The 14150-nt window shown below is 69.3% G+C and carries 19 protein-coding genes; 10 read left to right on the forward strand and 9 right to left on the reverse strand.

Features of this window, described 5'->3' with window-relative positions:
* Nucleotides 1-17: 17 nt before the first annotated feature.
* Nucleotides 18-695 (reverse strand): DedA family protein, encoded by a 678-nt coding sequence (locus ACEYYH_RS16895; protein ID WP_374975471.1) that lies wholly within the window; start codon nucleotides 693-695, stop codon nucleotides 18-20.
* Between the two features lie 145 nt (nucleotides 696-840).
* Nucleotides 841-1293 (reverse strand): DUF6264 family protein, encoded by a 453-nt coding sequence (locus tag ACEYYH_RS16900; protein WP_374975472.1) that lies wholly within the window; start codon nucleotides 1291-1293, stop codon nucleotides 841-843.
* Between the two features lie 72 nt (nucleotides 1294-1365).
* Here ACEYYH_RS16900 and aspS point away from each other — a divergent pair, with 72 nt between their 5' ends.
* Nucleotides 1366-2706 (forward strand): aspartate--tRNA(Asn) ligase, encoded by a 1341-nt coding sequence (gene aspS / locus ACEYYH_RS16905; protein WP_374975473.1) that lies wholly within the window; start codon nucleotides 1366-1368, stop codon nucleotides 2704-2706.
* 76 nt (nucleotides 2707-2782) lie between these two features.
* Here aspS and ACEYYH_RS16910 read toward each other — a convergent pair whose 3' ends face one another.
* The 5 genes from ACEYYH_RS16910 to ACEYYH_RS16930 form a co-directional block, all read right to left on the reverse strand.
* Complete coding sequence (locus tag ACEYYH_RS16910; RefSeq protein ID WP_374975474.1) at nucleotides 2783-3028, reverse strand: glutaredoxin family protein; 246 nt, start codon at nucleotides 3026-3028, stop codon at nucleotides 2783-2785.
* 8 nt (nucleotides 3029-3036) lie between these two features.
* On the reverse strand, nucleotides 3037-3330 hold the full coding sequence (locus tag ACEYYH_RS16915; RefSeq protein ID WP_374975475.1) for a rhodanese-like domain-containing protein: 294 nt from the start codon (nucleotides 3328-3330) through the stop codon (nucleotides 3037-3039).
* Between the two features lie 88 nt (nucleotides 3331-3418).
* Entirely contained in the window at nucleotides 3419-3517 is a 99-nt protein-coding gene (locus ACEYYH_RS16920; protein WP_003792170.1) for a 30S ribosomal protein bS22, read from the reverse strand.
* Nucleotides 3518-3598: 81 nt separating this feature from the next.
* The gene (locus ACEYYH_RS16925; protein ID WP_019182077.1) at nucleotides 3599-3790 is read right to left on the reverse strand and encodes a helix-turn-helix domain-containing protein; all 192 of its coding nucleotides are present in this window, start codon (nucleotides 3788-3790) and stop codon (nucleotides 3599-3601) included.
* A 108-nt stretch (nucleotides 3791-3898) separates the two neighbouring features.
* Nucleotides 3899-4828 (reverse strand): TetR/AcrR family transcriptional regulator, encoded by a 930-nt coding sequence (locus ACEYYH_RS16930; RefSeq protein ID WP_374975476.1) that lies wholly within the window; start codon nucleotides 4826-4828, stop codon nucleotides 3899-3901.
* Nucleotides 4829-4933: 105 nt separating this feature from the next.
* Between ACEYYH_RS16930 and ACEYYH_RS16935 the strand changes: the two genes are divergently transcribed.
* Both ACEYYH_RS16935 and ACEYYH_RS16940 read left to right on the forward strand, forming a co-directional pair.
* Entirely contained in the window at nucleotides 4934-5863 is a 930-nt protein-coding gene (locus tag ACEYYH_RS16935) for an ATP-binding cassette domain-containing protein (protein ID WP_374975477.1), read from the forward strand.
* On the forward strand, nucleotides 5860-6657 hold the full coding sequence (locus ACEYYH_RS16940; RefSeq protein ID WP_374975478.1) for an ABC transporter permease: 798 nt from the start codon (nucleotides 5860-5862) through the stop codon (nucleotides 6655-6657). Before ACEYYH_RS16935 ends, ACEYYH_RS16940 begins: the two co-directional genes overlap by 4 nt.
* A 53-nt stretch (nucleotides 6658-6710) precedes the next feature.
* Here the strand turns inward: ACEYYH_RS16940 and ACEYYH_RS16945 are convergent, their stop codons facing one another.
* Nucleotides 6711-7121 carry an ArsR/SmtB family transcription factor gene (locus ACEYYH_RS16945; protein WP_374975479.1) on the reverse strand — a complete coding sequence of 137 codons (411 nt, stop codon included), beginning with the start codon at nucleotides 7119-7121 and terminating at the stop codon, nucleotides 6711-6713.
* A 128-nt stretch (nucleotides 7122-7249) separates the two neighbouring features.
* Here ACEYYH_RS16945 and ACEYYH_RS16950 point away from each other — a divergent pair, with 128 nt between their 5' ends.
* From ACEYYH_RS16950 to ACEYYH_RS16960, 3 genes are read left to right on the forward strand one after another with little or no spacing between them, the layout of a single operon-like run.
* Complete coding sequence (locus ACEYYH_RS16950) at nucleotides 7250-8662, forward strand: TrkH family potassium uptake protein (RefSeq protein ID WP_374978250.1); 1413 nt, start codon at nucleotides 7250-7252, stop codon at nucleotides 8660-8662.
* Between the two features lie 4 nt (nucleotides 8663-8666).
* On the forward strand, nucleotides 8667-9326 hold the full coding sequence (locus ACEYYH_RS16955) for a TrkA family potassium uptake protein (protein WP_374226639.1): 660 nt from the start codon (nucleotides 8667-8669) through the stop codon (nucleotides 9324-9326).
* A 51-nt stretch (nucleotides 9327-9377) separates the two neighbouring features.
* Nucleotides 9378-9755: a YybH family protein gene (locus tag ACEYYH_RS16960; RefSeq protein WP_374975480.1), complete on the forward strand. Its 378-nt coding sequence runs from the start codon at nucleotides 9378-9380 to the stop codon at nucleotides 9753-9755.
* A 3-nt stretch (nucleotides 9756-9758) separates the two neighbouring features.
* On the opposite strand, the gene proC is transcribed toward ACEYYH_RS16960, so the two are convergent.
* Nucleotides 9759-10604: a pyrroline-5-carboxylate reductase gene (gene proC / locus ACEYYH_RS16965; RefSeq protein ID WP_374975481.1), complete on the reverse strand. Its 846-nt coding sequence runs from the start codon at nucleotides 10602-10604 to the stop codon at nucleotides 9759-9761.
* A gap of 178 nt (nucleotides 10605-10782) precedes the next feature.
* Between proC and ACEYYH_RS16970 the strand changes: the two genes are divergently transcribed.
* The 4 genes from ACEYYH_RS16970 (at nucleotide 10783) to ACEYYH_RS16985 (ending at nucleotide 14135) form a co-directional block, all read left to right on the forward strand.
* Entirely contained in the window at nucleotides 10783-11193 is a 411-nt protein-coding gene (locus ACEYYH_RS16970) for an ArsR/SmtB family transcription factor (protein WP_374975482.1), read from the forward strand.
* 1 nt (nucleotide 11194) lies between these two features.
* Nucleotides 11195-11866, forward strand: a complete 672-nt coding sequence (locus ACEYYH_RS16975; protein ID WP_374975483.1) for an SRPBCC domain-containing protein — start codon at nucleotides 11195-11197, stop codon at nucleotides 11864-11866.
* Between the two features lie 124 nt (nucleotides 11867-11990).
* The gene (locus tag ACEYYH_RS16980) at nucleotides 11991-13103 is read left to right on the forward strand and encodes an alpha/beta hydrolase (RefSeq protein ID WP_374975484.1); all 1113 of its coding nucleotides are present in this window, start codon (nucleotides 11991-11993) and stop codon (nucleotides 13101-13103) included.
* Between the two features lie 66 nt (nucleotides 13104-13169).
* Nucleotides 13170-14135 (forward strand): cation diffusion facilitator family transporter, encoded by a 966-nt coding sequence (locus tag ACEYYH_RS16985; protein ID WP_374975485.1) that lies wholly within the window; start codon nucleotides 13170-13172, stop codon nucleotides 14133-14135.
* Nucleotides 14136-14150: the final 15 nt, after the last annotated feature.

Raw genomic sequence — 14150 nt, forward strand, 5'->3', positions numbered from 1 at the left:
GGTTCGGCGGGGGCGCCTCAGTCGAGCTCGGGCTCGGGACCGCCGGAGGTGCCGCGGGACTCGAGCAGCGCGCGGACCCGCACATAGAGGAACCACGCCACGCCGATCACGGCGGCCGCGATGACGACGTACTGCAGGATGTCGGCGTACCGCTCGACGATGTGCCAGGACTCCCCGAGGAAGAAGCCCGAGAAGACGAAGATCGAGTTCCACACCAGGCTTCCCGCCGCGGTCAGCAGCGTGAACCGCCACACCGGCATGCGGGTGATGCCCGCGGGGATCGAGATGAGGCTCCGGAAGATCGGGATCATGCGCCCGAAGAACACCGCCTTTCCGCCGTGACGCCCGAACCATGCGACGGTGCGGTCGATGTCTTCCGGGTGCAGCAACGGCACCTTGGTCGCGATGGCGCGCAGCCGTGCGATCCCGAGCCACGCGCCGAGGCCGTAGAGGAGGAGGGCGCCGGCGATCGATCCGACGGTGGTCCACACCAGGGCCTCGACCAGCGAGAACGATCCGCGGCTGGCCGCGAGCCCCGCCATCGGCAGGATGACCTCGCTCGGCAGCGGCGGGAAGAGGTTCTCCATCGCTATCGCGATGCCTGCTCCCGCGGGTCCGATCACGTCCATCAGCGAGACGGCCCAGTCCGCGAGAGCGGTGATCCAGGAGCCGTCGGTCGTCGTCGCAGTCGTCATTCGTCGGATCCCCGTCCGTCGGTGGCATTCTCGTGGCGGCGGCCGCGACTCTTCGGCGCGACGTCGTCCACGCTACGGGGCGATGATGAACGATTCCCGGGTGCAGACCCCCGGAAGCCGATGAAGCGCGTTGGAGTGCGCTGCGTCAGGCGCCCGAGCTTGGTACGCCTGCGGCGGTGACGACGAAGGCGAGCAGGAGCGACAGCACGATGAGCACGGCCCCGGCGAGCGGCACCCAGAAGGCGAGGCGCCGCTTGACCATGAGGATGACGGCGACCACCACGGTGATCGCGAACGCGACCCACGGCAGGATCATGCCCATCATCCAGCCGATCGCGATCAGGCTGCCGTCGCACGTGAGGTTCCCGCACGGATCCGACGCCATCACGAGGAACATGCCCGTGACCGAGGCGAGGCCCGCGAGCACGCCGTCGGCGACGAGCAGCACGATCGTGATGACGACGTCGAGAACCTTGACCGGCCGCTTGGCGGGCGGAGCGTCTTCGTCCGGCGCACTGTATGCCGGGCCCCCGGGATAGAGAGGCGGTGCCGGCGCCGTCCCTGCCGGTGCGGGCTGCTCGGGTTCCGGCGTGGTCATGCCCGCATGGTAGCGGTGGGCGCGGATTTCGGCGAGAAGGCGCACGCGGCGCGTCACCTAGACTTGTCGCTCGTGAGTCAACGCGTCCTCGTCAAGCAGCTGCAGGGTCTCGCCGACGGCCCCGTCTCCGTCTCCGGGTGGGTCGAGACCGTCCGCGATCAGAAGAAGGTGCAGTTCGTCATCCTCCGGGATGAATCCGGCGCGGTGCAGCTGGTGAACCCCGCAACCCGTCCGGCAGACGACGGCACGGAACAGGATGCTGCGGCCCTGGCCCTCACGGACCTCATCTCCAACCTCGCCACCGGCACCTTCCTGACCGTGACCGGCGAGCTCAAGCACGACGAGCGCGTGAAGCTCGGCGGCGTCGAGATCAAGATCACCACGCTGGACATCGCTGCCGCAGCGCTGCCCGAGACGCCGATCGCCGCGGACTCGGGTCTCGACAAGCGCATGGACTGGCGCTTCCTCGACCTGCGCCAGCGCCGCAACAACCTCATATTCCGCGTGCAGACGACCCTCGAGCACGCCATGCGCACCTACTGGATCGAGCGCGATTACATCGAGGTCCACTCCCCCAAGCTCATGGCGTCGGCATCCGAGTCCAACGCCGAGCTGTTCGAGGTCCCGTACTTCGAAGACAAGACCGCGTATCTCGCGCAGTCGCCGCAGTTCTTCAAGCAGATGGCCCAGGTCGCAGGCTTCGGCAAGATCTTCGAGATCGCGCCCGCCTTCCGCGCCGATCCCTCCTTCACGAGCCGTCACGCGACCGAGTTCACGTCGATCGACGCCGAGATCAGCTGGATCGACTCTCACGAGGACGTCGCCGCGATGCAGGAGGAGCTCCTGCAGACCGCGTTCCAGGCCGTGAAGGACAAGCACGGCGCCGAGATCGAGGAGCTCTTCGGCCTCGAGGTGCAGGTGCCCGCGATCCCGTTCCCGCGGATCCCGCTGGCCGAGGCGCGCGAGATCGTCAAGAGCCGCGGCTACGAGATCCCCCGTACGGACGGCGACCTCGACCCCGAGGGCGAGCGCCAGATCTCCGCATACGTCGAGGAGACCTACGGCCACCAGTTCGTCTTCATCACCGACTACCACCCCGAGATCCGCGCGTTCTACCACATGCGCGACGAGGAGACCGGGCTGACCAAGTCGTACGACCTCCTCTTCAAGGGCGTCGAGATCACGACGGGCGCACAGCGCGAGCACCGCGTCGACGTGCTGATCGAGCAGGCGAAGGAGAAGGGGCTGGGGGCCGAGCACCTCGACTTCTACTTCGACTTCTTCCGCTACGGCGCCCCGCCCCACGGCGGGTTCGGCATGGGCCTCGCGCGTGTGCTCATGCTGCTGCTCGGCCAGGACTCGATCCGCGAGGTCACGTATCTCTTCAGAGGCCCTACGCGCCTCGCCCCTTGAGCCCGGAGGTGACGGATGCCGCGGCCCGCGGCATCCGTTCTCTGCTGCTCATCACGTGCCGCGTGCCGTACCGGAATCAGGCGGTCAGCGCCGCGCGCAGGCGGTCGGGCGACACGCGCCAGTGGCCGTGCAGCTCGCCGTCGATGAGCACGACGGGGATCTTCTCCCACCACTGCGCGTAGAGGGAGGGGTCGTCGGCGATCGAGAGCTCCTCGACGTCGACCGAATCCTCGGGCAGCTCTGCCACGACGGTCTCGACGACCTCACGTGCGACGTCGCACAAGTGGCAGTCGGGCTTGCCGATGAGGGTGACGGTTCTCACGCGGGTGGTCACGCCTCGACCGGGTAGCCGGCCGCGACCCACTCGTTGGTGCCGCCGTCGACGTTGGTCACGTCGTAGCCGCGTGCCTCGAGGGCCTCGACCACGCGGCCGGACCGGCCGCCGATCGCGCAGATGACGTCGAACGCGCCGTCGGGCAGTTCGTCGAGGCGGCCGCCGATCGCCGACATCGGGATGTTGACGGCGCCGGGCACGTGGCCCGCGGCGAACTCATCGACCTCGCGGACGTCGATGAGCGGGGTGTCGACGCGGTCGCGCAGCTGCTGGACGGTGATGGACTTCATGACGGCCTCTCGGGTCGCGGGCTCTGCCGGTGGGAGCAGGGATACACGAAGCGCCCGTCCGGAGACAGGCGCTTGGTGCGGATGCCGCTTACTTCTTGTTGCGGCGCTGGTGGCGAGTCTTGCGAAGCAGCTTGCGGTGCTTCTTCTTCGCCATGCGCTTGCGGCGCTTCTTGATGACAGAACCCACGGAAACCTCACTAGATCGGGGTCTGGACGCGGTCTCGCCGCGCCCGGGAACGGGGCAAAAGGAAAAATGCCTCGGAACAGTCTAGCCGACGTCGGCGATCGGCCGTTGCAGGGCTTCGGTGACCGCGGACTCCGGCACGCGATAGCTGCGCCCGAAGCGCACCGCGGGCAGCTCGCCCGAGTGCACGAGGCGGTAGACCGTCATCTTCGAGACGCGCATCAACTCGGCGACCTCGGCCACCGTGAGGAAGCGCACGTCCGGCAGTTCAGCCATGTCGATTCCCCTTCCCCAGAAGTACTGCAGTCACTCTAGAACGCGCGCGACCCGCGTGTAAACACAGAGACTGGTGTGAATCACGTGACGCGTGGTGCCGGTGAGGCATCACTCGGCCGGCCGCTGTCGAGCGCGGCGCTCGCGCGCCTCGCGCGCGGCCTGCCGCTCGAGCTTGTGCGCGTCGCGCAGCGCCTTCTCGGCCTCGCGCACCGCCTTGCGCGCCTCGCGGAACTTCTTGTCGTCGGCGATGTCGGCGTCGTCGGGCACGACCCACGACCGCGGCCGCTCCCGGCGGCCCTCCGCCGTCGCGGCGATGTAGTCGCTGACCCCCTCGAGCCCCCGCGCGAGCGCGAAGGAGAACGGATCGGAGTCGTCGAGGAACGCCCCCGCCTCGATCGCGGCGCGGAGCTCCGGGTAGGCGTCGGCCGTGATGAGCGTGCGGAACAGTGCGTCCTCGCTGCGGCTGATGGCGTCGCCGTCCACGCCCCGTTCGCGCTCCATGCGCGCGTACCCGGCGAGGACCGTTCCGGCCCAGTGGGCGGTCCCGGTGACGAGCAGCATCACCGCGAGGCGCTCGGTGTACGTGAGGCCGGTGTCGGCGAGCGCGCTGAGACCCGCATCCATCCACGCGGCAGTGTTGGGGGTCGCGGGCACACCGGAGATGGGCACGTCGAGCACCCACGGGTGCGTCAGGTAGTGGTGCAGCTGCTCGCGGTACAGCGCTTCGAGGCGCTCCCGCCATCCCCCGGCGGTCCGGGTGGCTTCGGAGGGGGCGCCGGTGGCCTCCTCCTGCATCAGCAGGATGAGGTCCTCCTTCGCGTTGACGTAGCGGTAGAGCGACATCGGCGTGAAGCCCAGGCGCGCCGCCACAGCGGCCATCGACACGGCGCCGAGGCCCTCGGCATCCGCGATCTCCACCGCCGCCTCCACGATGCGCTCGACGCTCATCTCGCGCTTGGGGCCGCGCTGCGGGTTGGCCGCCACGCCCCAGGCGAGGGCGATGCCCCGCGGAAGCTCGGGTTCGGCTGCATCGGTCATGGCGTCAGTCTAGGACTGTTTATTCCATAAACAGTGTGTTAGCGTCATAAACAGTTACTGCCATAAACAGTTTCTCCCCTACACGGTCACTCGGAAGGATGTCCCATGCCCGACCGCACCGCACCGCCGGTCATCGTCGTCGAAGGCCTGCGCAAAGCCTTCGGCCGCCAGCAGGTCCTCGACGGACTCGACCTCGAGGTCGCGCGGGGCGAGGTCTTCGCACTGCTGGGCCCGAATGGCGCCGGCAAGACCACGACCATCAACGTGCTCACCACGCTCGTCCGCCCCGACGCCGGCATCGCCACCGTCGCCGGCATCGACGTCGTTCGCGACCCCGAGCAGGTCAAGCGGCGGATCAGCCTCACCGGCCAGTCCGCCGCCGTCGACGACGCGCTCACGGGCACCGAGAACCTCGTCATGCTCGGGCGGCTTTCGGGCCTGTCGCGGCGGACCGCCCGCGCGCGTGCCGCCGAGCTGCTCGAACGCTTCGGGTTGACTGATGCCGCCAGCCGTCGCGTCGGCGCCTACTCGGGCGGCATGCGCCGACGCCTCGACCTCGCCCTGAGCTTCGTGGTCGCCCCCGAGATCCTCTTCCTCGACGAGCCGACGACGGGCCTGGACACCCGCAGTCGCCGCGAGCTGTGGGGCGTTATCCGGTCGCTCGCCGACGCGGGCACCACTGTCTTCCTCACCACGCAGTACCTCGAGGAAGCCGACCAGCTCGCCGACCGCATCGCCGTGCTCGACGACGGCCGGGTCGTCGCCGCCGGAACGGCCGGGCAGCTGAAGGCGCGCATCGGCGGCGACGCCGTCGAACTGCATGATGCGCACGGGGTGCTCCTGCGCCAGGTGCCGACCGACGGCTCCGTGTCGGGAGTGCGGCGTGCACTCGACCTCCTCGACGAGTCCGGCGCCGAGGGGGTCGTGACGCTCCGGCGCCCGAGCCTCGACGACGTCTTCCTCGCCCTCACCTCCCCCGACGGCCGCGGCGCCCGCCGCGCCACGTCGGCCGAAACCGTCAAGGAGCCCGCATGACCGCCATCGCCCCTGCGCCGACCCTGCGCCCGCGCATCTCGGGCCTGACCGCCGAGCGCGTCTTCGTCGGCCGAAGCCTGCTGCACTCCCTGCGGGACGGAGAGTCGCTGCTCATGGCGATCATGCTGCCGGTCCTGCTCATGGTGCTGTTCACATACGTCTTCGGCGGCGCCATCGATCCCTCGGGCGGGTACGTGAACTACGTCGTGCCGGGCATCATCCTCCTGTGCGCCGGCTTCGGCGCCGCCTCGACGGCGGTGTACGTCGCGAACGACATGAAGGCCGGCATCATCGACCGGTTCCGCACGATGCCGCTGCGGGCGAGCGCCGTCCTCACCGGGCACGTGGTGGCGAGCCTGCTGCGCAACCTGCTCGCCACCGCCGTGGTGATCGGCGTCGCGCTGCTGGTCGGGTTCCGCCCGACGGCCGACGTCTGGGGCTGGATCGGCGCCGTCGCGCTGATCGCGCTGTACATCCTGACGATCACGTATCTCTTCGCCGCCATCGGGCTCGCCGCGGGAAGCCCCGAAGCGGCGAACGGCTACGGGTTCATCATCCTGTTCCTGCCGTACCTGTCGAGTGCGTTCGTGCCCGTCACGACGATGCCCGAATGGCTGCAACGGGTGGCCGAGTACCAGCCGGTGACGCCGATCATCGAGGCGCTCCGCAGCCTGCTGATGGGCACGCCGATGGGCGAAGCCGGGTGGTGGGCGATCGGCTGGTGCCTCGTCATCCTCGCGATCTCGTTCGCGTGGGGCGGGTGGCTGTTCCGCCGCAAGGCCGGCCGCCGGTAGCGCACACCGCGGGGGAGACGGATGCTGCGGCCCGCAGCATCCGTCTCCACATGTCAGCGTCCGGGGAGGCGCTTGAAGGCGCTCTCGAGGGCGTGCTTCGCGGAGGCGGCGGCGCGGCCCACGACCTCGGCCGCGTGCGCCGCGGAATCGGGCAGTGCGGCGGCGAGGCCGTCGCCGTCGATGGCGCTGTCGTCGTCGAGGAAGGGCACGAGCCAGTCGTCGACCTCGTCGAGGGGTGCGGCCGAGAGGCTGTAGTAGCGGTGCTGGCCCTCTTCGCGCACCGAGACGAGGTGCGCGTCGCGCAGCACCTTGAGGTGCTTCGAGACCGTCGGCTGACTGGCGCCCAGCTCGGTCACGATGTGCGACACGCTGGTGCCGCGCTCTCCGGCGGTGGATCGATCGAGCAGCAGTCGCAGGATGTCGCGACGCGTTCCGTCCGCGATCACGTCGAAGATGTCCGCCATGTGCTCAGATTAGTCGGGAGCCCAGCGGAGTACCATGAGCGAGACCGCCGGGCCGCCCGCACGAGGACCGTTCGCACCAGGAGGAACCCCGCATGACGGATGGCAGGCGCGCCGCCCCCGTCTCAGGCATGGGCGCTCTGCGCGCCATCGGCCACGGGTTCATGGAGTTCTTCCGCGACCTGACCCAGCGCTCACCCGCCCGGTTCGCGATCATCATCTTCCTGTCCCTGATCCTCGTGTTCACGGGGCTGTTCTCGCTTCCGCTCGCGGCGGCGAACGGTCAGGTCACTCCCTTCGCCGACGCCTTCTTCACGGCCGTGTCGACGATCTGCGTCACCGGACTCGCCACCGTCGACATGGCGACGCATTGGTCGCCATTCGGCCACGTGCTGGTGTTCATCGGCGTCCAGATCGGTGCCCTCGGCGTGCTGACGCTCGCGTCGATCCTGGGCCTCGTGATCTCGCGGCGACTCGGTCTGCGGGCGAAGCTCATCGCCGCGAGCGACTCGAATCCGCTGCGCACCCACGGCGGGCCGGTCAACGAGGGGCAGACGGTGCAGCTGGGCCAGATCGGCAGCCTGCTGGCGACGGTCGCGCTGTCGACGCTGGTGATCGAGACGATCATCGCGATCCTCCTATACCCCGGCCTGATCGTCGCGGGCGTCCCGTGGCACGTCGCGCTCTGGGAGGCGCCGTACTTCGCGGCGATGTCGTTCACCAACACCGGCTTCACGCCCAACGCCGAGGGACTGGTGCCCTTTCGTCACGACTACTTCTTCCTCACCGTGCTCATGGCGGGCGTGTTCCTGGGCTCCATCGGCTTCCCCGTCATCTACACGCTCCTCCGGCAGCGCTGGCGGGTACGGCGGTGGTCGCTGCACGCGAAGCTCACCATCATCACGACCGTGACCCTGTTCTTCCTCGGCGGCGTGGTGTTCCTCGTCCTCGAGTATGACAACCTGCTCACGCTCGGCACCAACGACGCGTGGGATACGACGTTCCAGGCGTTCTTCCTGTCGGCGATGACGAGATCCGGCGGCTTCGCGATCCTCGACATCGGCGAGCTCAATCAGTCCAGCCTGCTCGTCGCGTGCATGCTCATGTTCGTCGGCGGCGGCTCGGCGTCGACTGCGGGCGGCATCAAGGTCACGACCCTCGCGGTCATCGCGCTCGCGGTCATCTCCGAGGCGAAGGGCCGCGCGTCGAACCAGGTGTTCGGTCGCCGCATCCCGAGCGACGTGCTGCGCGTCGCGCTGTCGGTCGTCGCGTGGGGATCGACGATCGTCGCGATCTCGACGATCATCATCACGCAGATCACGAAGGCCGATCTCGGCGACGTGCTCTTCGACGTGATCTCGGGCTTCGCGACCGTGGGCCTGTCGACGGGCCTCACGGCGGAGCTGCCCGATCCCGCCATCTACGTCCTGGCCATCACGATCGTCATGGGTCGCGTTGGTACAGTGACACTCGCCGCGGCGGTGGCCGCGTCATCCCGATCGCAGCTTTACTCGCTGCCGGTGGAAAGGCCGATCGTTGGTTGAGCGGATGAGGGGCGATGCGCCCGTTCTCGTGATCGGACTCGGGCGCTTCGGCGCCGCCTGCGCGGGTGAGCTCGACCGGCTCGACCGCGAGGTGCTCGCCATCGACGACAACCTCGACCTCGTGCAGAAGTGGTCCGAGCGGGTCACCCACACCGTCCAGGCCGACGCCCGCAACATCGACGCACTGAAGCAGATCGGCGCCCAGGACTTCTCGGTCGCCGTGGTCGCGGTCGGCTCGTCGATCGAGGCATCCGTCCTCATCACCGCCAACCTCGTCGATCTGAAGGTGCCGCAGATCTGGGCGAAGGCGGTCTCGCAGTCGCACGGCAAGATCCTCGCCCGCGTCGGAGCGAACCACGTCATCTACCCCGAGCGCGAGGCGGGCGAGCGCGTCGCGCACCTCGTCAGCGGTCGCATGCTCGACTTCATCCGGTTCGACGACGACTTCGCGCTCGCGAAGCTCTACCCCCCGAAGTTCATCCGCGGCGTCGGCCTCAACGAGTCGGGCGTGCGCACGAAGTACAACGTGACCGTCGTGGGCGTGAAGAGCCCGGGGAAGCCCTTCCGCTACGCCGAGGCGAACACCGTGGTCACCAACCACGACCTCATCATCGTGTCGGGCACGAACTCCGACATCGAGCGCTTCGCGTCGCTCGAGCGCTGATCCGCCACGGCCCCCCGCGCGGATGTCGGCGGGCGGAGGCAGACTGGCGGCATGAGCGATCGAGAGAGCATCGTCGCGGGTGCCCAACGCTGGCTCGACGGCTATCGCCGGGCCTGGGCGTCCAACGACGCCGACGATATCCGCGCCATCTTCAGCGACGACGCCGAGTACCGGTACGAACCGTGGGGCGACCCGCTGCGCGGGCAGGACGCCATCGTGGCGTCGTGGCTCGAACGGCAGGACGAACCCGGGTCCTGGAGCTTCGAGGGCCGCGTGATCGGCGTCGACGGCCGGCTCGCCTTCATCCAGGGCGAGACGACCTACACGTCGGGCCGCAGCTACAGCAACCTCTGGGTGGTGACGCTGGCCGACGACGGCCGCGCGGACGCGTTCACCGAGTGGTACATGGATCGGTCGAAGGCGAGCTGAGCCTCAGGCTCCCGCCGCGAGCTCCTTCGCGCGGGCGAGGGCTGCATCCGTCGCCTCGGCGAACACGCCGTCGAGGCGCGCCTCCTGCAGCACGGCGATGGCGCGCTCGGTGGTGCCCTTCGGGCTGGTCACGCGTCGGCGCAGCTCCGCTGGGTCGTCATCGGACGCCTCGAGCAGCGCCGCGGCGCCGATGAAGGTCTGCTCGGCCATGAGCCGCGCCTCCGACGGGGCGAACCCCTTGCCGACCGCGGCCTTGGTGAACTCCTCCACGAGCAGGAAGAAATAGGCCGGGCCCGACCCCGAGATCGTGGACAGGGCGTCGATCTGCGACTCCGGCACTTCGATGACGGTGCCGACCGTCTCGAACAGCCGGCGAACCGTGGCGACCGCATCCTCGTCGGCGTGCGAACCGGCCGCGAGACCCGTGACACCGCGACCGACGAGCGCGGGGGTGTTCGGCATCGAGCGCAGCACGGTGACCCCGTCGCCCAGGATCTCCTCGAACGTCGCGATCGTGACGCCCGCGGCGAGGCTCACCACGATGGAGCCGGGCTGCAGCGCAGGAGCGATCTCGCGCAGCAGGTCCGGCACCATGACCGGCTTGACGCCGACGAGCACGACGTGGGCCGCGGCCGCAGCATCCGTGTTCCCCGTCGGATCCGTCTCGAGCGCGATGCTCGTCACGCTCGCGAGACCGCCGAGCTCCGCTGCCTTCGCGAGGGAGCGGTTCGTCGTCGTCACTCCGCCTGCCGCGAGCCCGGAACGCGAGAGGCCGCGGGCGATCGCACCACCCATCGAGCCGGCGCCGAGGATGGCGATGGGCGGGAGGTCGGGGGTGTCTGCAGCCATGGTCCGATCCTACGAGCCGCCCCGGTTCGCCACTCAGGATGGTTGCCGTCACGGCGTGCGCCGCCCCCCGCACAGACGCGACTCGCGCCGCACCCCGAGGCCATCCGTCCTGAAACGGCAACACGCGAAGACTGATATCGGTCTTGACTTATATAAGCGGCGGCGCAATCATTGGATCGTGCACGCACTCGACATCCTCGGTGACCCGGTGCGCCGGCGCATCCTCGAACTCCTGGCGGAGGGCGAGCGCAGCGCCGGCGAGATCGGCGAGGACGTGCAGCGCGAATTCGGCATCTCGCAGCCCGCCGTCTCGCAGCACCTGCGAGTGCTGCGAGAGTCCGGCTTCGCGACCGTGCGCCCGGAAGGCGTCCGGCGCCTCTACGCGATCGCCCCCGACCCGCTCGAGAACGCGGCGGCCTGGTTCGACCCTTTCCGGCGGTTCTGGCAGCCGCACCTCGACGCCCTCGGCACCGAGCTCGCGCGCGGACGCCGCGCCCGCCGCCTCGCGGCCGAACAGGCGGATGCCGAGACCCGTACCCCCGACTCCGATACCGAAGAATCCGACACGACCGATCCTCAGGAGGAATGACATGGTCGACGTACAGAGCCAGCTCGCCGCGGTGACGCGCGAGATCGCGAGCGAAGAGGTCGACGGCTTCCCGTCGCACGTGCAGACGCTCGCGCAGACGTATCCGTCACCCATCGACGACGTGTGGGACGCCGTCACCAGCGCGGACCGGATCGCCCGATGGTTCCAGCCCATCTCGGGCGAGCTCATGGTCGGCGGTCGCTACCAGATCGAGGGCAACGCCGGCGGCGAGATCCAGGAGTGCGCCCCTCCCGAAGGCGGCGCCGCGCACTACAAGGCGACGTGGGAGTACGGCGGCGGGGTGACGTGGCTCACGGTGCGGCTCACCGCCGAGCCTGGCGAGGCGACCCGCTTCGAACTGGAGCACATCGCCCGCACCGACGACGTGCCCGCCGAGTTCTGGGACCTCTACGGCCCCGGTGCCACCGGCGTCGGCTGGGACGGCGGACTGCTCGGACTCGGCCTTCACCTCACCGGCGGCGGCGGACCGAAGCCCGAAGACGCCGAGGCGTGGGCTTTCACCGATGAGGGCCGCGCGTTCTACCGCGGTGCCGCCGATGCGTGGGGTGCCGCGCACGCCGCCGACGGCGCGGATCCCGCCGCCGCCCGGCGAGCAGCCGACAACACGTATGCGTTCTACACCGGCCAGACCCCGCCATCCACGGCGGAATGACACGGATGCCGCGGCCCCGCAGCATCCGGAACATGAAAGCTGATTCACAAGGTCGGGCGGCCGGTCTATTCTCGTGAGTGGGCGGGGGCGCAGGGGCTTCCGCAGGACGTGGGAGGCACCCGGAATGACCCTCTTCGACGGCATCGCCGCACGCATCGTCGAGACGCCCGACCTGTCGGTGAACGTGCTGGAGCGCGTCGCGGACGACCCGAGCACGCCGCCCGATCGCACGGTGGTGCTCATCCATGGGAACGCCTCCTCGTCCCTCTTCTGGCAGGAGCTGATGGAGGACCTCCCCCACGATCTCCGGGTGATCGCGATCGACCTCCGCGGCTACGGCGGCACCGAGCACGCCCCGATCGACGCGACACGCGGCGTGCGGGATTTCAGCGACGACGTGCACGCGACGCTGGAGGCCCTCGGCATCCCGATCGCTCATCTCGTCGGCTGGTCGCTCGGCGCCGCGGTCGTCATGCAGTACGCGCTCGACCACCCCGTGCTGAGCCTCACGCTGGAAGCGCCGGTGTCGCCCTACGGCTTCGGCGGCACACGTCGCGACGGCACGCGGCTCACCGACGACGACGCCGGCACCGGCGGCGGGGCGGGGAACCCCGACTTCGTGCAGCGGCTCATCGACCACGACGAATCGGCGGATGCCCCGACGTCGCCCCGCAACGTCTTCCGCGCCCACTACGTCGCCCCCGGCTACCAGACCGCGCACGAGGACATCTGGGTCGAGTCGATGCTCTCGACCTCGACGGCGACCGGCAACTACCCGGGAGACTCGATCGCGAGCGAGAACTGGCCGGGATTCGCCGCCGGCACGATCGGCGTGCTCAACACGCTGGCGCCTGGGCACCACGACGTGTCGGGCATCGTCGACCTGCCCGAGAAGCCCCCGATCCTGTGGATCCACGGCGCCCTCGACCTGATCGTGTCGGACGCGTCGCTCTACGACCTGAACAACCTGGGCAAGCTCGGAATCGTCCCCGGCTGGCCGGGCGAGGACATCGCGCCGCCGCAGGAGATGGTGGCGCAGATGCGCGACGTCCTGGCGCGCTATTCCGAGGCCGGCGGAGAGGTGACCGAGATCGATCTCCCCGAGACGGGCCACACCCCGCACCTCGAACGCCCGGCCGAGTTCCGCCACGCGCTGCTCGAGGTGATCGGGTACGTCGGGCACCCGCATAATCCCGTTCCGCCGACCGAGGCGATCATCCTGCGCTCGTCCGACTGAGACCGGGCCCATCACGCCCGCGACCCGCGCGAAACGCGGGGTCGCAGCATCCGTAGACTCATCCGCATGAGTGCTTCCGGCGGCGGCAAGGCGATCCTCGCGGCGTTCCTGGCGAACATGGGCATCGCCCTGGCGAAGTTCATCGCGTGGTTCCTGTCGGGGTCGGCGTCGATGCTCGCCGAGGCGATCCACTCGGTCGCCGACTCGGGCAACCAGCTGCTGCTGATGCTCGGCGGGCGGCAGGCGAAGAAGAAGGCCGACCGCGAGCACCCCTTCGGCTACGGCCGCGAGCGGTACGTGTACGCGTTCGTCGTCTCGATCATCCTTTTCTCGGTCGGTGGCCTGTTCTCGATCTACGAGGGCATCGACAAGCTCACGCACCCGCACGAGCTCGAGAACGCGTGGATCCCGATCACCGTGCTCGTCGTCGCGATCGTGCTCGAGTCGTTCTCGCTGCGCACGGCCGTCAAGGAGAGCAACCATGTTCGGGCCAAGGGCCAGTCGTGGGTCTCGTTCGTGCGGCACGCGAAGGCCCCCGAGCTGCCGGTGGTGCTGCTCGAAGACATCGCGGCGCTCACCGGCCTCGTGTTTGCGCTGTTCGGCGTCGGCCTGACGGTGATCACGCACAACTCCGTGTTCGACGCGATCGGCACGCTCATGATCGGCACGCTGCTGATCCTCGTGGCGATCACCCTCGGCATCGAGACGAAGAGCCTCCTCGTCGGCGAGGGCGCGACGGACGCCGACCACGACCGCATCGTCGACGCCATCAACGACGGGCCCGAGGTCGAGAAGATCATCCACATCAAGACGCTCTACCTCGGCCCCGACGAGCTGCTCGTCGCCGCCAAGCTCGGGTTCGCGTCGGACGCGCCGCTCGCGCACGTCGCCTCCGACATCGACCGCATCGAGGCGCGCGTGCGAAAGGCCGTGCCGACCGCGCGCATCATCTACTTCGAGCCCGACATCTACCGGCCCGGCGACGACCCGACTCCTTCCACGGCGGAGTTCGTCATCAAGTCGGCCGACTGACGATTCGACAGGCTC

Origin of the sequence: Microbacterium trichothecenolyticum, assembly GCF_041938625.1 — a bacterium.
Lineage (GTDB): Bacteria > Actinomycetota > Actinomycetes > Actinomycetales > Microbacteriaceae > Microbacterium > Microbacterium trichothecenolyticum_D.